The following is a 17,987-nucleotide window of genomic DNA, read 5'->3' as shown; positions in this document are numbered from 1 at the left end:
GTAGGCGAGTGCAGGCGGCATGGCGGCGAGAAGGAGGCCCAGGATGACCAGCGAAGAGGATTCGGATCAGGCTGATGGACGGACGACTGATGACAAGCGGGTGACCCGCTCGGCTGCCGACCGAAAACCGTCACTGCCGCCATCGCCGGAGGAACTGCAACGCCTGGTCAGCCTGCATCTGGGCAGCCGCCCGGAGCGAGGCCGCAGCTCGCCGTGGCTGACCAGGCTGGTTTCCGCAGTGCTGGCCGTATTGGCCTTGCTGCTTCTCTTTGCGTTGCTGCCCGAGCTGGGCAGCAACGTTCGTTAACACCACCTTCGGGAATCGGAATACGGTCTGAAGGGAACCTTGAAAAATTATCATTCCGTCCAATCTCATCGTTGCGCAATCAAATTTTATCCTCGGAATATCAATTGTATGCCTGCGGAAAAAATTTTCTTGCGCGCCTTGATCTAGAACGAAATTCCGAATTTTCAAGTTCCCTTAATCTGTTGTGGTGCGCATCCCGAATCGGTGCCATTGCGGTCAGCCCAGTCCGAGGATGGTACCGACCTGATAGACGAGAACTGCCAGGCCGAACGCGAAGATGGTGTTGAAGGTCATCGAGAAGGCGGCCCAGCGCCAGGAAGATTCCTTGGCAATACAGGCCACGGTGACGAAACAGGGGGCGTAGAACATAATGAAGACCAGCGCTGCAACGGCGACGACCCGATTCCAGTCGTCCGATCGCTGCAAACGCTTGCTCAGGGAGGCACTCTCCTCGGCGTCGACATCCCCCATGGAATAGGCGGTGCCGAGCGTCGAAACGATTACTTCCTTGGCGGCAAAACCGCCGATCAGGGCTATGTTGGTACGCCAGTCGAAGCCGGCGAGCCTGGACAGGGATTCCAGGGCCAGGCCGATCCGGCCGGCCGCTGAATGACGAAGCGCAGCGGCTGATTCTTCGCGGTCGATGGCCGCCAGCAGAGCGGCCCGTTCATCGACAGCGTCGACCTGGTGCTTCGCCTCGACGCCACCTTGTTCGTCCATCGTTTCCGGGTAGGCGGCCATGACCTGTTGACGCTGCTCGGTGTAGTTCTGCTGTTCGGCGTCCGGCAGACCGGGGTACGTCATCATCGCCCAGAGCAGGATGGAGATGGCCAAAATCACCGTGCCGGCTTTCTTGATATACTGCCAGGTTCGTTCCCAGGTATGGATAAGCAAGCCGCGCAGGGTCGGGAACCGATAGGGAGGCAGCTCCATGACAAACGGTGTCGATTCGCCGCGCAGCACGGTCAGGCGGAGAAATTTCGCGGCGCAGAGGGCGACAAGCCAGGCCAGCATGGTAAACAGAAACATCATCAGTGCCCGGTGATCGGCAAAAAAGGCGCCGATCAACAGTGCCAGAACCGGCAGTTTGGCGCCGCAATTCATGAACGGCACGGTGAGCAGGGTCGCCATCCTCTCCTTTGGTGAACGCAAGGTTCGGGTGGCCATGACGCCAGGGACTGCACAGCCGCCGGCAATGCCGCCGGAAACGATAAAGGGCATGACCGATGAGCCGTGCAGGCCGAATGAGCGGAAGACACGATCCATCATGTAGGCAACCCGGGCCAGATAGCCGGAATCTTCAAGGACCGCGATACCGAAGAACATGAACAGGATCAGCGGTACGAACCCGAGGACACCGCCGACCCCGTCGATGATGCCTGAGACGAGCAGCGAGCGGAGCGGCCCCTCGGCCAGCAGGTTCTCCACCGTCGCTCCCAGCCAGCCGAAAAATGATTCCATCCAGACGACCGGTATCTCGCTCCAGGAAAACGTGAACTGGTAGAGGCCGAGCAGGATGCCGATCATGATCAATGGGCCGAGTAGCCGATTGGTGACGACTTTATCGATTTTGTCAGAGGTGTAAAGGCGGTCGACATCAAAGGCATGGGTGATGACTCCGTCGCGGAGAACGGCCTTGAGATAGCCGTACCGATGATCGGCGATGATGGCCTCCGGAAAGACATTGAGCGTTTTTTGCAGGTGCTGCGATACCCGCGCCACATCGGCCTCGAGTTCTGCGGCGATGGCCGGTGATTCGTCACGGCCGCGGTCGAGGATCTGTTCGTCGTTCTCCAGGTACTTGATTGCGGTAAAACGGGCAGGGTAACGCGCTGTCAGGAAGCGGCTGGTAGTGATCACCTCCACCAGGCGCAGAATCGTCGCGTCGAGGTCGTCACCGTAGGAGATGTCCAGTGGTTGCCAAGCATTTCCCTCGGCGGCGATGCGACAGGCGGCATCGAGCAAGGCGCGGGTTCCGAGGCCCGATCGGGCGACGATCGGTACCACCGGAACACCCAGTATCTCCTCGAGTTTTTCCGCCTGCACCGTAATGCCTCGGGTTTTAGCAACATCAACCATATTCAGCGCAATGACCAACGGTACGCCGAGTTCGAGAAATTGGGTGGTCAGATACAGATTACGCTCCAGGTTGGACGCGTCGACGATATTGATCACCACCTCCGGCTTTTCATTGACCAGGAAATCACGGGCCACCAGTTCCTCTGCCGAATAGGCGGTCAGGGAATATGTTCCGGGTAGATCGACAATGGTGATTTTACGCCCGTTATCGTTGAGATAGCCTTCTTTACGATCAACGGTGATGCCGGGATAATTGCCGACATGCTGCCGGGCGCCGGTCAGGTGGTTGAACAGGGTGGTCTTGCCGGCGTTGGGATTGCCGGCCAGGGCAAAGGTATAGCTCTGGATTGGATTCGTCATGCGTGTTGTCCGGTTGTGAGAGCGTTACAAGTGAGCCATTTGCAAAACAATCTTTTCGTCCAAACTCTGCGTTATGCTCAAAATTTTATCCTCGGAATATCATCCATGCCTGCGGTGAAATTTTTCGCATGCCTTGATTTTGAACGAAAATCTAAGTTTTGCAAAAGGCTCAAGTGAGTGCCGAAACGGTGGTGGCTTGCCGTTCAGTCCGACGTTACCATGATATGATCCGCTTCGCTGTTGCGCAAGGTAACAATGGTGCCGCCAACTTTCAGGGCAACCGGGTCTTTCAGAGGTGCCCGGCCGTAAATGGTGACAACGGTTCCAGGGACCAGGCCCATGTCTCTGATGCGCCTGCCGAGTTCGCCCTCGGCGCGGATGGTTGAAATGACGCAGCTTTGGCCGCAGTTGAGGTTACGGATGGAGGTGGTGGTCATGTCAGCTCCCGGCGTTGATCTGCTTTTCTTTGTGATCGGTCGGGCAGGATGTTGCCGATGGACAACAACTGCAGCCTGAGTCAAGACAACAGGAAACCGTTTTGCCGCTCAGTGCGGAACGCCATTGGCGGAAAAATCGCCGGCCGATGAAAAAGGCGCAGAGTGCGATAATGAGCCAGATGAGAATTGTTTGCCACATAGGTGTTCCTTGTCAATAGTTAGGGTGTCCTAATAAAAAGGACCTGAAAAAACCGGCCGCAGCCGGTGTCGCGAATTAAGGTGACAGACTAAGCGCCGTCAGTCGGTTACCACGATATGGTCCAGGGTGTCACGATCGATGGAAATCGTTCCGCCATGCACTCTGACCAGACAATTCTCTCCGTCGGGCGCACTGACCAATTCAATTTCGTTTCCGGGATAGAGTCCCATGGCGGCCAGTCGGGCACAATGTTTTCGATCCCCGGTGATCGAGCAGACTTTGGTCCTGCCGCAGGTTCGCTTGGCACTCAGCGGTACACCGGAGCAGGCCTTGAGCCCGCACCGGCCGTTGTGATTCTTTCGCCCGAAACCGCATCCCTGTCCGAACCACTTTTTGACCATGTCCTTTCCCTTCGTCCTTCATTTTCCGGTGAACCGGATTGGTTCCGGCCGCTGAAAATGTGTCTTTTAGGTACAACAAACATTAAGCCCTGTCAATACGTATTGCAATGAGGTGCAAAAAAAATGAGGGGTTCCTAAAAGTCAGCGAAAGCTATTATCGGATCAGCGTGTCATGACGTTCTGCACGGCACGGAAAAACGGACGGAAAAATGTGACAGGATGACATCCGGAGCGGGTTTACGGAGTATCGATCTGAACGGTGATAAAGTCTGCTTCGTTGTTGCGCAGGGTCAATGTCCCGTCCATGACCCGGAGGGCGACCGGATCGTTGAGCGGGGCGCGGCCTTTGATCGTGATTTCGGTGCCCGGAACCAGTCCCATTTCTCTGATGCGCCGGCCGAGTATGCCGGTGGCTTTGACCGCAACGATGGTGCCGGACTGGTCTTTCTTCATCTGGCGCAGATTGACGATATGCATGGTGTCCCGACGTCGGTTTTCTAGTTGTTGACCTTTGCCCAGGAATCGCGCAGGGTGACGATTCGATTGAAGACCGGATGATCGGGCGTGCCGCTGTCAAGGTCGCGGCAAAAATAACCCTGGCGCTCGAATTGCACTTGGCTGCCGGGAGGGAGATCGGCCAGGGACGTCTCGACCAGGCAGCGGGTAAGGGTGTGCAGGGAATGAGGGTTGAGATGCTCTTTGAAGTCGACGGCCTTGTCGCCGTCGGGATGCTCGACCGCAAACAGACGATCGTAGAGATTGATGGTACAGGGGGCGGCATGGGCTGCCGACAGCCAGTGAATGGTGCCCTTGACCTTACGGCCGTCCGGCGAGCTGCCGCCCTTGGTCTGCGGGTCGTAGGTGCAGTGGATGACGGTGATCTCGCCTGTTTGCGGATCTTTTTCACAGGAAACGCAGGTAATGTAGTAGGCGTAACGGAGTCGGACCTCACGACCGGGGGCGAGGCGGAAAAATTTGCCGGGTGGGGTCTCGCGGAAATCCTCGCGTTCGATATAGAGTTCCCGGCTGAACGGGAGACTGCGGCTGCCGAGTTCGGGCCGTTGCGGGTGGTTCCTGGCCTCGATGAACTCGACTTGGTCGTCCGGGTAGTTGTCGATAACGACCTTGACCGGGTCGAGCACTCCCATTGCTCGCGGGGCGGTTTCGTTGAGATCGTCCCGGATTGCGTTTTCCAGGACGCCCATGTCGATCCAGCTCTCTTTTTTGCCGATGCCGATTTGCTCACAGAAGGTACGGATAGCCCGCGGCGTATAGCCGCGCCGGCGCAAGCCGGAGATAGTGAGCATCCGGGGATCGTCCCAGCCGTCGACATGGCCGTCGGTGACCAGCTGCAGGAGCTTGCGCTTGCTCATTACCGTATAAGTCAGGTTTAGCCGGGCGAATTCTATCTGCCGCGGATGACACGGTGTCTGCAGGGTGTCCAGAACCCAGTCGTAGAGCTGACGATTGTCCTGAAACTCCAGTGTGCAGAGCGAATGGGTGATGGACTCCAGCATGTCGGAGAGGCAATGAGTGAAATCGTACATCGGGTAGATGCACCAGGCGTCGCCGGTCCGGTGGTGCGGCGCCCTGAGGATCCGATAGAGGACCGGATCGCGCATCAGGATGATCGGCGACGCCATGTCAATTTTGGCGCGCAGGACGCGCTCGCCGTCACCATAGATACCGGCCCGCATCTCCCGAAACAGGCGCAGGTTCTCCTCGACGGATCGGTTGCGATACGGACTCTCTCGGCCCGGCTCGGTCAGGGTACCGCGGTAGGCGCGGATTTGCTCACCGGTGAGATCGCAGACGTAGGCCTTGCCGAGTTCGATTAATCGCTCGGCAAAGTGGCAGATTTGTTCGAAGTAGTCTGAAGCGTAGTGGAGGTGCTCGTGCCAGTCGAAGCCGAGCCACCGGACATCGCGCTTAATCGATTCGACGTAGGCGGCCTCTTCTTTGCTCGGGTTGGTGTCGTCGAACCGCAAGTGGCACCGGCCGCCGAACTCGTTGCTGATGCCGAAATTGAGACAGATCGACTTGGCATGACCGATGTGCAGAAAACCGTTTGGTTCCGGAGGAAACCGGGTAACCGGTTGCGGATGCTTACCGCTTTTCTGATCTTCGGCGACGATCTGCCGGATGAAATCAAGGGGTCTGCTGCGGTCGGTGGGGGTATCGTTGTTCATCACGTCAGGGCTGTTGGGGCTGAAAGGGGTGATAAAGCTCGGGCGTTGCCTGCATTCGTTTGACGACGGTTTCCCGGCCGAGGGCGAGCAGGATGTCGAACATCGACGGTCCTGCCAATTGCCCGGTGAGCACGGTACGCATCGCGTTGATAACGATGCCCGGTTTGACGCCGGCTCGCTCTGCGGCGGCCCGGGCCAGCCGCTCGGTCTCGGCCAGCGAAAAATCCGGCATTGCCTGATACTCCCGGGCCAGTTCGGGCAGCCAGAGCTGCAGATCCGGGGTGGCGGCCAGATTCTTGCGAAAGGCCTTTTCGTCGATTTGGAAATCGTCGCTGAAATAGGCCCTGCCGAGGGAGCTGAAGTCTTTGAGGGTATGGAAGCGGCTGCGGATCAATTCGATCGTGGCCAGAAACCACGAGTGTCGGTCTGCATCGTAGGCGTTGTCCCAGAGGCCGGCGGTGGTGAGTTCCTCTTTGACCAGGGGCGCCAACTCCTCGATCGGCATGGTTCGCAGGTAGTGCTCATTGATGGCGATCGCTTTCGGATCGGTGAAGAACTTCGGGTCGCCTTTGCGATAATTGAAGATCGATGCCGATTTGTTGATTCGTTCCAGGCTGAAGGCTTCGATGAGCTCTTCCCGGGAAAAGAATTCCCGATCGTCTCCGGGCGACCAGCCGAGCAGTACCAGGAAATTGTTGAAGGCCCATGGGATGAAGCCGTGGTCCCGGTAAAACTGGACCGCGACAATCTCGCCATGACTCCGTTTCGATATCTTCGCTTTCTTCGTATCGAGTGTCAGCGGCATGTGGGCGAAGACCGGGATGGGTGCGCCGAGCGCCTCATAGAGCAGCAATTGCTTGATGGTGTTGGTCATGTGGTCCTGGCCGCGAACCACGTGGGTGATGCGATCGCGAATATCGTCGACCACGTTGCACAGCAGATAGAGCGGTGCTCCATTGGAGCGTACGACAACAAAATCGTCGATTTCCCGGTAGTTGCTCTCGATCCGGCCGAGTACCTTGTCGTCGTATCCGATTGTGCCTTCCCGGTGCGGTGTCTTGAAGCGGAGCACATACGGCAGGCCGGCGCGCTCTTTGGCGGCAAGGTCCTCCCTGCTCAACGTCCGGCAGGTCCCGTCGTAACGGACATCGCCTTTGGCGGCCAGCGCCGCTTCCCGCTTTGCTTCGAGATCTTCTTTGCTGCAGAAGCATTTGTAGGCAGCTCCGTCGGCCAGGAACCGGGCGGCTGCACTGCGATGGTCGTCGCTGAATTCCGTCTGGAAGTACGGCCCTTCGTCCCAGTCGATGCCGAGCCATGTCAAGCCGTCGATAATACCGTCGATCGATTCCCGGGTGGAGCGGTCGACGTCGGTGTCTTCAATGCGCAGGATCAGCTTGCCGCCGGTCTTTCTGGCATAGAGCCAGTTGTAGAGTGCCGTTCGGGCACCGCCGATGTGCAGATAGCCGGTCGGGCTGGGGGGAAAACGAAGACGGGTTTCTTGCATGATTATTCCTGGGTGTGTCTGGTAGTACTTCGGCCTGCCGGTCTCTTTGACAATCGGTCTTGCCGGCAACGGATTGCGGTGGTCTTGGTGATGCCGGGAACAGCATTCATGTTAGCATTCATTTCATATAACCACCATGACGGGACATCACAATGAACAATGAAAATCGGCATCGTGGCCGGATGGGCTGGTTGATTCTCCGCCCAGCCGGGCCTTCACGAGGCAGCCTCCGAGAGAGCCAACCAGCCCGGGGATTTCAGCCTGTAAAACTGATTTTCAGGTACCCCCCATGACTTCAATCACTGGGGGGTTATATCGTTTTGCGCCGGTTTCTTCAACGGATATGAACGTCTCTGCCGGAAAAGATCGGTGTTGCCGAAGCGTGAAAGAGGGGGGCGACGGTGAAACGGTGGTATTTTTGATTGTCCTCTTTTTAACGAAACAGTATACTTTCCGGTTTATTAGTGCTGCAAAGGGTGTGGCGCTCGTCGATGTGCCTGTTGTGGCACAGGCAGACGATTCAGTGGAGAGATTTGTCAGCGAGGAGTGGAAATGCGCGTTTTAATCAGTGACAACCTGGCTCAGGTCGGGGTCGATATCCTGAAACAGGCGGGATTGGAGGTTGATGTCAAGACCGGCTTGGGGCCAGATGAGATCAAGGCGGTCATCGGTGGTTACGAGGGACTGATTATCAGGAGTGCCACCAAGGTTACCGCCGACCTGCTCGAGTCCGCCAGCCGGCTGAAAGTAGTCGGTCGTGCCGGTATCGGACTCGATAATGTCGATATACCGGCTGCCAGCCAGAAAGGCGTGATCGTCATGAACGCTCCGGACGGCAATGCAACAACCACTGCCGAGTTGGCTATTTCGATGATGATGGCCCTATCGCGCAATATTCCGCAGGCGACCGCATCGATGAAGAGCGGCAAGTGGGAAAAGAAGAAATTCATGGGCCACGAGCTGAGCGGCAAGACCTTCGGTGTCGTCGGCATCGGCCGGATCGGCAGCATTGCCGCCAACCGGGCCCAGGGGCTGAAGATGAAGACCATCGCCTACGATCCGCACATGCCGCGGGAGGTGGCGGAAAAGATAGGTGTGGAACTGGTCGGTCTCGAAGAGCTGGCGGCTCGCTCCGATTATATCTCTGTGCATGTGCCGCTCACCAAGGAGACCAAACACCTGCTGTCGACCGAGTTCTTTGCCGCCATGAAACCAAGCGGCATGCTCATCGACTGTGCCCGCGGCGGGGTATGTGATGAGGCTGCCCTGTACGAAGCGCTCAAGAGCGGTCAGATCGCCGGCGCCGCACTCGACGTGTATGCCCAGGAGCCGACCACGCTGGAAAATTGCCCGTTGCTCGGCTTGGACAACTTCATCTGTACGCCGCATCTCGGCGCTTCGACCAGCGAGGCCCAGGAGAATGTGGCCGTTGCCATCGCCGAACAGGTTGCGGACTACCTGCTCAAGGGCACGGTTACCAATGCGGTCAACGTGCCGTCGGTCAGCGATGAGGTGTTGGCCCAGGTCGGGCCGTATATCACCCTGGGTGAAATGCTCGGTAATATGCACATGCAACTGGCCCGCGGCGGGGTCCAGGAGGTGGTGCTCGAATACGGCGGGGCTCTGGCCGACCTCAATATCAGCCCGATCACGGTCGCCTTCCTGAAGGGATTGTTCATGCCGATCCTCAAAGAAGCGGTCAACTATGTCAATGCACCGATCATTGCGCGGGATCGGGGGATCAAGATCGTCGAATCGAGAACCGACCGGACCGAGGATTTCATCAACCAGCTGTCGGTGAAGGTGATCACCGATGCCGGCGAGAATGTCCTGGTCGGCACCGTTTTCGGCAAGAACGAACCACGGCTGGTACGCCTCAACACATTCCGTCTCGAGGCCTTGCCGTCCGGACCGATGCTGCTCGTCTTCAATAACGATGTGCCCGGCGTGATCGGCGCGCTCGGGACCGAGCTCGGCAAGGCCCGGGTCAATATTTCGCGCATGACGGTCGGCCAGGAAGAGAAAAGCAAGCAAAACATCATCTTTCTCGGTACCGACCAATTGATCACTAGCGAGCTGCTTGAGCGGGTGCGGGCGCTCGACAACATTTCCGATGCCCAGGCGCTCGACCTCTGATCGAGCCTGGCTACTATGGCTTCATCCGCCTTTATCAACCTGCGAGGGGAAACAGGACCATGATGAGCGAACAGAAAACCGACAAAGCACCCTGCGGCGAAGGCAAGGTTCCCGATCAGCAGGGACGATGCGTCATGCCCGAGGTCACCTTTTCGACCTTTGTCATGTCTTTGAACACATCCGCACTCTACCACCTCGGTGAACTGGCAGATCCGGAAACCGGTGGACGGGTCGTCAATTTCGAATTGGCCCGACACGCGATCGACACGCTGGTTGTGCTGGAACAAAAAACCAAAGGAAACCTGACGGAAGAGGAAAACGAACTGCTGAAAAACATCCTCTATGATGTCAAGATCCGTTTTGTCAATGCAGTCAGGAAAAAACCGTAAAACCAGCGGTGAAAAGCAGGCATCTCGGCACAAAGGTACGCCGTGCCTGGCGTCCCGGGGTCATCGGGCAGCGGCCCTTCAGCCTCCGGGCGCCGGCAAAAATCAATCTCACGCTGCATGTGATCGGGCAGCGACCTGACGGTTACCATGACCTGGTCACCCGCATGCAGAAACTTGAACTCTGCGATCGACTTGAGCTGCAGGTTACCGAGCGACCGGGAATCGTCTGCCGCTGCGACGATCCTGACCTGCAGTCGGCTGGAGACAACCTGGCGGCTCGGGCGGCGGAGTGTTTCCTGCAGGCAGCGGCAAGCACGGATTGTTGCGGTGTCGAGATAGAGCTTGTCAAGCGGATTCCGGTGGCTGCCGGTCTTGGCGGCGGCAGCAGCGATGCCGGCGCTGTACTGCGGGCTCTCAACGGCTTGTTGCTCGAGCCGTTCAGTCAGCGGGAATTGATCGAACTCGGTTGTTCGCTTGGCGCTGATGTCCCTTTTTTTGTCCACCGGGCGACAGCTGTCGAGGCCACCGGTATCGGCGAGGTGCTTATCGAAACCGCATCGTTGCAGGGATTCTTCGTACTGCTCGTCAATCCGGGTTTTGCCGTATCGACGAAGACGGTTTTTGAAAATTACGCATTGACAACAAAGGGGAAAAAATCTAAAATTCGTGGTTTTCGTATTAATGAACGGACCGCTGTTTCTCCGGCACACTTGGTCAATGACCTGGAACGTGTTGCCGTAGAGCGTTGGCCGGTCATCGGCCGGATCAAGACAGAACTGCTGCGGGCGGGTGCCGAAGGAGCACTGATGAGTGGCAGTGGTCCGACGGTGTTTGGCCTGTTTGCCGAGCGTCTCTATACGGAGGCCTCATTGACAACGGTGGCCGAACGCATTGCGGCGGAGTTTGCCGGCACAGTCTTCCTGACCAGAGTTGCTGCTGGGGCGTAGCCAAGCGGTAAGGCACCGGGTTTTGATCCCGGCATTTCGTAGGTTCGAATCCTGCCGCCCCAGCCACAGTTTTTCGCGCTGTGCGCGACGGGTTCGAATCCTGCCGCCCCAGCCACAACAATGTTACGCAGTGCTCGACGATATCAACGAGATTACAGGATTAGTGATATGGGTGGTAATGTTATGAAAATTTTCTCCGGCAATGCCAATTTCTTGATGGCACAAGAAATTGCCAAACACCTCGAGATGACGGTTTCCGATGCGGAAGTCCGGAAATTCAGCGATGGGGAAATTTTCGTCGAGATCAAGGAGAACGTTCGCGGAACCGACGCCTTTATCGTTCAGCCCACCTGTACACCGGTCAACGATCACCTGATGGAACTGGTGATCATGGCAGATGCGTTGCGGCGTGCTTCGGCCAGAAGGATTACCGCAGTGTTGCCGTATTACGGGTATGCACGGCAGGATCGGAAGGTGGCGCCGCGGGTCCCCATTTCGGCCAAGGTCGTCGCCGAGATGCTGATGGCCGTCGGGGTTCGCCGGGTGCTGTGCATGGATCTTCATGCCGGACAGATCCAGGGTTTTTTCAATATTCCGGTGGATCACCTGTATGCGGCTCCGGTACTGATCAAGTATATCAAAGAGAATTTCGAAAATATCATCATGGTTTCTCCTGATGCCGGTGGTGTCGAACGGACCAGGGCGTTCGCCAAGCGGCTCAATTGCGGACTGGCAATCATCGATAAGCGGCGTGATCGACCGAACCAGAGTGAGGCCATGCACGTTATTGGCGATGTAGAGGACAAGATAGCCATTATGCTCGATGATATGGTCGATACCGCGGGCACCTTGTGCAACGGCGCGCAGACCTTGCTCGAGCACGGGGCAAGAGAAGTTCATGCCTGTTGTACCCACCCGGTCCTATCAGGTCCGGCTATCGAGCGTATCACCGGGTCGGGAATCAAGTCGCTGGTGGTGACTAACACCATCCCCTTGCGCGATGCGGCCCGAGCCTGTGAAAAAATAAAAGTATTGTCGGTATCGGCGTTGCTTGCCGAGGCCATTCACCGAATCCACAATGAAGATTCGGTCAGTTCATTATTTGTCTAACCGCCGCATCTGCGGAGTTGATACCCGTTCCCGCTGGGCTGATTTCAGCTGCGGCAGGTTCGGGATATTTTGATTCATGCTACAACGACGATAGACGATATACCGTCTGAGAAAAACAACGTTTGAAAACAACGACGGTACCGCTTCTTCTGCATGAGGAAACGAAATCCGGACGAAGGAGGACAGGATGATCAGGAAGGAATTAACGGCAGCGCTCAGAGACTCGTTCGGCAAAGGGCCGATGCGACGGCTGCGTGCAGCCGGTCGGACGCCGGCAATCGCTTATGGCCACGGCAAAGAGGCCATGCCTCTGCAGTTTGAAACAAAAGAGCTGTTTCAGGAACTTGTTGACCTGCAGGGACGCAATGCGGTGTTGACCCTGAAGATCGACGACGGTTCGGAGCGTAATGTCATCGTCAAAGAACTCCAGTCCGATCCGGTGCGTGATTTTCTGTTCCATGCGGATTTTCAGGAAATCGACCTCGATAAGCCGGCGGTTTTTTCCGTACCGCTCCGTTTTACCGGTAAGGCTAAAGGAGTCGAGTTCGGCGGCATCCAGACGATTGAAAACACCGCCATTCAGCTCAAAGGCCTGCCGCTCGATATTCCCGACGATTGCGAGGTCAATGTGCGGCCGCTGGCCATCGGCGACAAAATTACTGCCGGGCAATTGGCCGTTCCTGAGAGCGTTACCCTGGTCAGTGATCCGGATGACGTCTGTATCTCAATCGTTGCCCCTTGAGCGTAAACGACCGGCAAGCCAGGTTCACCCGCCAATAAAAACATCCGAAAAGGACTCGTCCTTTTCGGATGTTTTTATTTCGACACAGGATGTTTTACCGCCGGTTTACCCACCAGTCGGACACGGATGATGGCCGAAGAGACTTCCGCGATTATCGGTCTGGGCAATCCAGGCCCGAATTATCGGTTGACCAGACACAATGTCGGCTTTCTCTTCGTCGACTTTCTCGCCGATCGGGTCAATGGTGCTTTTCAGACAACAAAGTGGGAGGCCCAGCTGCTCCGCTGCAGCATCGGACAGCGCCGGGTATTTCTCGTAAAACCTCAGACCTTTATGAACCTGAGCGGCCGCTCAGTCGCCGCTTTTGCACGGTTTTACTCCATCGAACCGGCACGACTGATTGTTGTTCATGACGATATCGACATGGCCCCGGGCCGGGTCAAAGTGGTTACAGGAGGCGGTAGCGGCGGGCATAACGGCATCAAGTCGATTGTCCAGCATCTCGGTTGCGGTGATTTTGTCCGGCTGAAAATCGGTATCGGCCGGCCCGGAACTGCTACGGTGCACCCGGAGATGCCGGTCGACGCCTATGTGCTTTCCCGTTTTTCCACCGAAGAACTTGAGCTGATGGCAGAACGATTCGGCCAGATCGAAGCGGGACTCGACCCCTTGCTCGGTGGCGATTTGGCTCAGGCACGAACAATGCTGAACCGTATCAAGTGAGCAATTCTGCATTTCTCACCACCCCCATCCCGCTTGTCAGAGGCAAGGTGATTTCGGCCGGTTACCGCTATCACGAGGCTCTCTGTGCGCGCCTTCGGGCGCGGCACGCCAAAAAAACAGGCTATTTTCAAAAAATCGTGGTATAGTCCAGTTCTGTCTGAGCGCTTTACTCATTTCCAACATTGGAGTGGATCAGCAGCTTTGATCCGTCCACCCGTGATTGCCACATGAACCAGATACGCTCACGAAGGTGCCGGCCTGCACGGGCCGTTTTCGTTGTTTACTATTCATCTGTCCAGGGGGATTGCGGTGTTTGCAGAAGGTGATATGGCAGTCTATCCCGCCCATGGTGTCGGGGTTATCAGAGCGATTGAAAGCCAGAAAGTAGCAGGTACCAACCAGACCTTTTATGTGCTCGAAATCCTTGGGAATTCAATGAGGATCATGATCCCTACGGCGAGCAGTGAGCATGTTGGTCTGCGATCAATCGTCAACAAGCAGGAAGCGTTGGAAGTTATTGACATCCTGAAAGACCGGGCGATCGAAATCGATTCCCAGACCTGGAATCGCCGTTACCGTGAATATATGGAGAAGATCAAGACGGGCTCGATTTTCGAGGTTGCCGCCGTCCTGCGTGACCTGTTTCTTCTCAGTGCCGACAAGGATCTCTCCTACGGTGAACGGAAAATGCTCGATACCGCCAAGGGCTTACTGGTCAAGGAATTATCCATTGCCCAGGATGTGGAAGAAGATAAAATTTGCAGAAAGATAGAAAACATCTTTACCTGAACGAGTTGTTCCACCCTTTCCGCTTGTCGTCATCCGTCCTGGCTCGTCCACATTCATGGCACAGCCTATAGCGCACACCGATTCCGCACCGGTTTCATTTACGGTTCCCGATGGTTATCACGGGACTCGCCTTGATCATTTTCTGGTACGCATGTTGCCCGCCTCTTCGCGAGCCCGGATCATCGCTGCCGTCAAAGCCGGATCGATCGTGCTCAACGGGACTGCCGTCAAAGCAGGGCATCGGTTGAAGGGCGGCGATGTAATCGCCGGGCATCTTGCCGCGGAAGCGGCGGAAACCGTTGCGCCTCGTGCCCAACCCGTGGACTTTACCGTGTTGCACGAAGACGATGCACTCCTGGTGGTGGCCAAGCCGCCGGGATTGGTCGTCCATCCCGGCAGTGGTAATCGCGACGGCACCCTGATCAACGGTCTGCTGTATCGGTTCCGGGCACTGGCCGGAGTCGGTGATGCCGCGCGTCCGGGGATCGTTCATCGATTGGACAAAGATACCTCCGGCGTGCTCGTCGTCGCCCGGACCGCTGCTGTTCATCGACAGCTCGTTAGCGCCTTCAAGGAGCGTCGCGTTGACAAGACCTATCTGGCGTTGGTGCATGGGGTTCCCGGAGATAGCCAGGGAACGGTCGAGGCGCCGATAGGCCGGCATCCCGTGCACCGGCAGAAAATGGCGGTTTGTCCTGCCAACGGTCGATCCGCAATAAGTAGATGGCGGGTGCGCCAGGTCTTTCACCAAATCAGTTTGTTGGAAGTAACCATTGAAACAGGCCGCACCCACCAGATCCGCGTGCATCTCGCCGCCATCGGCCATCCTGTTGTCGGCGACCGACTGTACGGCAGCAATCGGAAAAATGAGCGTTTTCCTCGCCAGATGCTGCACGCCTGGAGACTTTGTTTTGCTCACCCGGTAAGCGGTGAAAATCTCGTGTTCGAGGCTCCGTTACCGGCCGATTTCACCGCTGCGCTGGCGCTGGTGGAGGACGGTTCATGCTGATCGGCATCACCGGTACCATCGGTACCGGCAAGAGTTCGGTGGCCACACTGCTCGGCAGCGAGCTGGAGGCGCCGGTATTTAGCGCCGATCAATTATGCCGCGATCAACTCGTTGTCGGACATCCCGGTTATCGCCTCTTCGTTGAGCATTTCGGAGCGGCCTTTCTTGAACGGCCGGAAGGCCCGATCGATCGCGCCCGGTTGCGGCGAGCGATTTTTGCCGACGAGGCAGCGCGCCGGGAGTTGGAGGCGATTTTACATCCACTCGTGCGCCGGGAACTGCTCAACGCCGGTCGTGCTGCCGGCCGCTATCGCTGCGTCGTCGCTGAAGTGCCGCTATTGTTCGAGAGTGGCTGGCACGATGACTTTGATTTCATCGTCTGTGTCGATGCGCCGCGAGAGCTGGTTTTCAAACGCGTTACAGCCAGAGATGCAGTGCCCGCCGATCAGATCGAGCGTATCATGGCGGCGCAGCTGCCTGCCGAGCAGAAGCGGAGTCAAGCCGACTGGCTGATTATCAACGATGGAGATCGTGCTGCGCTGACGGCTCAGGTGGCGAGACTGGCCGACTTTTTGCGATCTCGTTTCAGGATACCGCAAAATCGCAATACGAGCTCTAAAAGACTTGACACCCCCGGCAAGAGTACGTATAAGGGATGAAACGATCAAAACGGACTCCCGCCTGAAATAATCTATTGAAAATCTGATACATAGTTTCCAAAGAACGTGGCGCCCGTGTGAACCGGGTATATATTGATAGAAGGCATTTAAAAACAATACATTTGCTCCTGCAAATCGCCTTGCCAGCCAACTCTTGACGACCGATTAAAACGATTAATTACCGACATCTGTTTTAAGTGTAAACCCGTGCGGGATAGTCCCGCATGAATAAGTGCGTGTCGGCCGGCCGGTGGGGCCTATCCAGCGGCCCGGTCTTTCCCGGTGCGACCGTATCCACTCGGAAGCATCCGAGCCATCATAACAATTCCCTGTCATTAAGAAGAAGGAGAGACCAACAGTGATGAACCTGGCGGAACTCAAACTGCAGAAGATCGAAGAATTGGTGCAGCATGCCCGTGAGCTGAATGTAGAAGGCTACAGTTCTCTTCGAAAACAGGAACTGATCTTCGCCATCCTTCAGGCTCAGGCCGACAAGGAAGGAAAGCTGCGCGGCAATGGTGTTCTTGAGATTCTGCCGGATGGTTTCGGGTTTCTCCGTGCTCCCGATTACAATTATCTGCCCGGTCCCGACGACATTTATGTGTCGCCGTCGCAGATCCGGCGCCTCAACCTGAGGACGGGGGATGTGATCGAGGGGATGGTCAGAGCGCCGAAGGAGAGTGAACGCTATTTCGCGCTGCTCAAAGTCGAAAGCGTCAACTTCGATCCCCCTGAAGCTGCCAAACAGAAGACTTTGTTTGGTAATTTGACGCCACTCCACCCGGAGGAGAAATTCGACCTGGAGTGGCAGCCTGACAATTTTTCTATGCGGGTGATGGACCTGTTCGCTCCGATCGGCAAAGGTCAGCGCGGACTGATCGTTGCTCCGCCGCGTACCGGTAAAACGGTTCTGATGCAGAAGATTGCCAATTCGATTGTCCGCAACCACAAGGAAGTCTACCTGATAGTGCTGCTTATCGACGAGCGACCGGAAGAGGTCACCGAGATGCAGAGGAGCGTCAAGGCCGCCGAGGTGGTCAGCTCCACCTTTGACGAACCGCCGCAGCGACACATCCAGGTTGCCGAGATGGTTATTGAAAAGGCAAAACGACTGGTTGAGCACAAAAAAGATGTAGTCATCCTGCTCGATAGTATTACCAGGCTCGCACGAGCCTACAATACGGTGACCCCCGCCAGCGGCAAGATCCTTTCCGGCGGTGTCGAAGCAAACGCCCTGCACCGGCCGAAACGATTTTTCGGTGCCGCTCGTAATATCGAAGAAGGCGGCAGCCTGAGCATCATAGCCACGGCCCTGGTTGAAACGGGTTCGAAAATGGACGAGGTCATCTTCGAAGAGTTCAAGGGAACCGGCAATATGGAACTCATTCTCGATCGGAAGATGGCCGATAAACGTATTTTCCCGGCTATTGATATCAAACGCTCCGGCACACGGAAGGAAGATCTGCTCCTTAAAGAGGATGTGCTCAATCGTGTCTGGATCTTGCGAAAGCTCCTCTCGGCCATGAACCCTGCCGACGGCATGGAGTTCCTGCTCGACAAATTGCGGGCTCAGAAAACAAATCGCGATTTCCTTGATTCGATGAACAGTTGACGCTCCGTCCGTGCCAGGCAATTCGAGTATTTTTCGCTTGTACTTTTTTCTCGATGGAGTAAAATTACTCTCTTTGATTGTATAAGTTGTACCTGATGACTATTTGACAACGCTTTGGGAGGGCTGAGGCCACCATGAAAAAGGATATCCACCCGAAATACCATACCATCACTGCCACGTGTGCCTGCGGCAACAGCTTCGAGATCGGCTCCATCCTGCCGGAACTCAAGGTTGAAATTTGTTCCGCTTGCCATCCGTTTTTTACCGGCAAGCAGAAACTGATCGATACCGCCGGCCGGATCGAGAAGTTCCGTCGCCGCTACGCCAAGCATTACGAAACGAAAAACAACGCCTAGCTATATGCAAACCGGCACGGCAGAACGCTCGTGCCGGCG

The 17,987-nt window shown here is 56.5% G+C and carries 20 protein-coding genes and 1 tRNA gene; 14 read left to right on the top strand and 7 right to left on the bottom strand.

Going from position 1 to position 17,987, the window contains the following annotated elements; all coding sequences use genetic code 11:
- The first annotated feature begins 43 nt into the window (after nt 1-43).
- On the top strand, nt 44-307 hold the full coding sequence (locus BUC26_RS10575; protein ID WP_073375859.1) for a hypothetical protein: 264 nt from the start codon (nt 44-46) through the stop codon (nt 305-307).
- Nucleotides 308-523: 216 nt separating this feature from the next.
- On the opposite strand, the gene feoB is transcribed toward BUC26_RS10575, so the two are convergent.
- The 7 genes from feoB to gltX all read right to left on the bottom strand — a co-directional run bounded on the left by feoB (nt 524) and on the right by gltX (nt 7,476).
- Nucleotides 524-2,746: a ferrous iron transport protein B gene (gene feoB / locus BUC26_RS10570; protein WP_073375858.1), complete on the bottom strand. Its 2,223-nt coding sequence runs from the start codon at nt 2,744-2,746 to the stop codon at nt 524-526.
- 203 nt (nt 2,747-2,949) lie between these two features.
- A complete protein-coding gene (locus BUC26_RS10565) occupies nt 2,950-3,183 on the bottom strand; it encodes a FeoA family protein (RefSeq protein WP_073375857.1) in 234 nt (77 codons plus the stop codon).
- A gap of 1 nt (nt 3,184) precedes the next feature.
- Entirely contained in the window at nt 3,185-3,382 is a 198-nt protein-coding gene (locus BUC26_RS10560; RefSeq protein ID WP_073375855.1) for a FeoB-associated Cys-rich membrane protein, read from the bottom strand.
- Between the two features lie 98 nt (nt 3,383-3,480).
- Nucleotides 3,481-3,783 (bottom strand): FeoA family protein, encoded by a 303-nt coding sequence (locus tag BUC26_RS10555; RefSeq protein WP_073375854.1) that lies wholly within the window; start codon nt 3,781-3,783, stop codon nt 3,481-3,483.
- 237 nt (nt 3,784-4,020) lie between these two features.
- Complete coding sequence (locus BUC26_RS10550) at nt 4,021-4,260, bottom strand: FeoA family protein (protein WP_073375853.1); 240 nt, start codon at nt 4,258-4,260, stop codon at nt 4,021-4,023.
- A 20-nt stretch (nt 4,261-4,280) separates the two neighbouring features.
- Nucleotides 4,281-5,972: a glutamine--tRNA ligase/YqeY domain fusion protein gene (locus BUC26_RS10545; protein ID WP_073375956.1), complete on the bottom strand. Its 1,692-nt coding sequence runs from the start codon at nt 5,970-5,972 to the stop codon at nt 4,281-4,283.
- 4 nt (nt 5,973-5,976) lie between these two features.
- On the bottom strand, nt 5,977-7,476 hold the full coding sequence (gene gltX, locus BUC26_RS10540) for a glutamate--tRNA ligase (RefSeq protein ID WP_073375852.1): 1,500 nt from the start codon (nt 7,474-7,476) through the stop codon (nt 5,977-5,979).
- A gap of 289 nt (nt 7,477-7,765) precedes the next feature.
- On the opposite strand from gltX, the gene BUC26_RS10535 reads away from it, so the two are divergent.
- From BUC26_RS10535 to rpmE, 13 genes are all read left to right on the top strand, one after another.
- Nucleotides 7,766-8,041: a hypothetical protein gene (locus BUC26_RS10535; RefSeq protein WP_073375851.1), complete on the top strand. Its 276-nt coding sequence runs from the start codon at nt 7,766-7,768 to the stop codon at nt 8,039-8,041.
- Nucleotides 8,029-9,612 carry a phosphoglycerate dehydrogenase gene (gene serA / locus BUC26_RS10530; protein ID WP_073375849.1) on the top strand — a complete coding sequence of 528 codons (1,584 nt, stop codon included), beginning with the start codon at nt 8,029-8,031 and terminating at the stop codon, nt 9,610-9,612. Before BUC26_RS10535 ends, serA begins: the two co-directional genes overlap by 13 nt.
- Before the next feature lie 59 nt (nt 9,613-9,671).
- Nucleotides 9,672-10,001: a DUF1844 domain-containing protein gene (locus tag BUC26_RS10525; RefSeq protein ID WP_143165980.1), complete on the top strand. Its 330-nt coding sequence runs from the start codon at nt 9,672-9,674 to the stop codon at nt 9,999-10,001.
- Nucleotides 10,002-10,009: 8 nt separating this feature from the next.
- Complete coding sequence (ispE, locus tag BUC26_RS10520) at nt 10,010-10,948, top strand: 4-(cytidine 5'-diphospho)-2-C-methyl-D-erythritol kinase (protein ID WP_084540595.1); 939 nt, start codon at nt 10,010-10,012, stop codon at nt 10,946-10,948.
- Nucleotides 10,939-11,014 (top strand) — tRNA-Gln (locus BUC26_RS10515). Before ispE ends, BUC26_RS10515 begins: the two co-directional genes overlap by 10 nt.
- A gap of 117 nt (nt 11,015-11,131) precedes the next feature.
- A complete protein-coding gene (locus BUC26_RS10510; RefSeq protein ID WP_244155834.1) occupies nt 11,132-12,058 on the top strand; it encodes a ribose-phosphate pyrophosphokinase in 927 nt (308 codons plus the stop codon).
- A 187-nt stretch (nt 12,059-12,245) separates the two neighbouring features.
- A complete protein-coding gene (locus BUC26_RS10505) occupies nt 12,246-12,800 on the top strand; it encodes a 50S ribosomal protein L25 (RefSeq protein WP_073375846.1) in 555 nt (184 codons plus the stop codon).
- Nucleotides 12,801-12,926: 126 nt separating this feature from the next.
- The gene (gene pth, locus BUC26_RS10500; protein ID WP_073375844.1) at nt 12,927-13,523 is read left to right on the top strand and encodes an aminoacyl-tRNA hydrolase; all 597 of its coding nucleotides are present in this window, start codon (nt 12,927-12,929) and stop codon (nt 13,521-13,523) included.
- 309 nt (nt 13,524-13,832) lie between these two features.
- A complete protein-coding gene (locus BUC26_RS10495; protein WP_279626285.1) occupies nt 13,833-14,312 on the top strand; it encodes a CarD family transcriptional regulator in 480 nt (159 codons plus the stop codon).
- Nucleotides 14,313-14,367: 55 nt separating this feature from the next.
- On the top strand, nt 14,368-15,321 hold the full coding sequence (locus tag BUC26_RS10490; RefSeq protein ID WP_084540594.1) for an RluA family pseudouridine synthase: 954 nt from the start codon (nt 14,368-14,370) through the stop codon (nt 15,319-15,321).
- Nucleotides 15,315-15,980, top strand: coding sequence for a dephospho-CoA kinase (coaE, locus tag BUC26_RS10485; RefSeq protein WP_073375842.1), 666 nt, complete (start codon nt 15,315-15,317; stop codon nt 15,978-15,980). The genes BUC26_RS10490 and coaE overlap by 7 nt, the downstream gene beginning before the upstream one ends.
- A gap of 361 nt (nt 15,981-16,341) precedes the next feature.
- Nucleotides 16,342-17,592 (top strand): transcription termination factor Rho, encoded by a 1,251-nt coding sequence (rho, locus tag BUC26_RS10480; RefSeq protein WP_073375840.1) that lies wholly within the window; start codon nt 16,342-16,344, stop codon nt 17,590-17,592.
- 134 nt (nt 17,593-17,726) lie between these two features.
- Complete coding sequence (gene rpmE / locus BUC26_RS10475) at nt 17,727-17,948, top strand: 50S ribosomal protein L31 (protein WP_073375839.1); 222 nt, start codon at nt 17,727-17,729, stop codon at nt 17,946-17,948.
- Nucleotides 17,949-17,987: the final 39 nt, after the last annotated feature.

The sequence above is a fragment of the Desulfofustis glycolicus DSM 9705 genome (assembly GCF_900130015.1).
In the GTDB taxonomy this organism is placed as follows: domain Bacteria; phylum Desulfobacterota; class Desulfobulbia; order Desulfobulbales; family Desulfocapsaceae; genus Desulfofustis; species Desulfofustis glycolicus.
The sequence above is the reverse complement of the archived record's forward strand: the minus strand, read 5'-3'. Positions and strand labels throughout refer to the sequence as shown.

Bases quoted from the DNA above. Each gene is read 5' to 3' on its own strand.
- BUC26_RS10575 (WP_073375859.1), top strand. From the start codon at position 44: ATGACCAGCGAAGAGGATTCGGATCAGGCTGATGGACGGACGACTGAT.
- feoB (WP_073375858.1), bottom strand. From the start codon at position 2,746: ATGACGAATCCAATCCAGAGCTATACCTTTGCCCTGGCCGGCAATCCC.
- BUC26_RS10565 (WP_073375857.1), bottom strand. From the start codon at position 3,183: ATGACCACCACCTCCATCCGTAACCTCAACTGCGGCCAAAGCTGCGTC.
- BUC26_RS10560 (WP_073375855.1), bottom strand. From the start codon at position 3,382: ATGTGGCAAACAATTCTCATCTGGCTCATTATCGCACTCTGCGCCTTT.
- BUC26_RS10555 (WP_073375854.1), bottom strand. From the start codon at position 3,783: ATGGTCAAAAAGTGGTTCGGACAGGGATGCGGTTTCGGGCGAAAGAAT.
- BUC26_RS10550 (WP_073375853.1), bottom strand. From the start codon at position 4,260: ATGCATATCGTCAATCTGCGCCAGATGAAGAAAGACCAGTCCGGCACC.
- BUC26_RS10545 (WP_073375956.1), bottom strand. From the start codon at position 5,972: ATGAACAACGATACCCCCACCGACCGCAGCAGACCCCTTGATTTCATC.
- gltX (WP_073375852.1), bottom strand. From the start codon at position 7,476: ATGCAAGAAACCCGTCTTCGTTTTCCCCCCAGCCCGACCGGCTATCTG.
- BUC26_RS10535 (WP_073375851.1), top strand. From the start codon at position 7,766: ATGACTTCAATCACTGGGGGGTTATATCGTTTTGCGCCGGTTTCTTCA.
- serA (WP_073375849.1), top strand. From the start codon at position 8,029: ATGCGCGTTTTAATCAGTGACAACCTGGCTCAGGTCGGGGTCGATATC.
- BUC26_RS10525 (WP_143165980.1), top strand. From the start codon at position 9,672: ATGATGAGCGAACAGAAAACCGACAAAGCACCCTGCGGCGAAGGCAAG.
- BUC26_RS10510 (WP_244155834.1), top strand. From the start codon at position 11,132: ATGAAAATTTTCTCCGGCAATGCCAATTTCTTGATGGCACAAGAAATT.
- BUC26_RS10505 (WP_073375846.1), top strand. From the start codon at position 12,246: ATGATCAGGAAGGAATTAACGGCAGCGCTCAGAGACTCGTTCGGCAAA.
- pth (WP_073375844.1), top strand. From the start codon at position 12,927: ATGATGGCCGAAGAGACTTCCGCGATTATCGGTCTGGGCAATCCAGGC.
- BUC26_RS10490 (WP_084540594.1), top strand. From the start codon at position 14,368: ATGGCACAGCCTATAGCGCACACCGATTCCGCACCGGTTTCATTTACG.
- coaE (WP_073375842.1), top strand. From the start codon at position 15,315: ATGCTGATCGGCATCACCGGTACCATCGGTACCGGCAAGAGTTCGGTG.
- rho (WP_073375840.1), top strand. From the start codon at position 16,342: ATGAACCTGGCGGAACTCAAACTGCAGAAGATCGAAGAATTGGTGCAG.
- rpmE (WP_073375839.1), top strand. From the start codon at position 17,727: ATGAAAAAGGATATCCACCCGAAATACCATACCATCACTGCCACGTGT.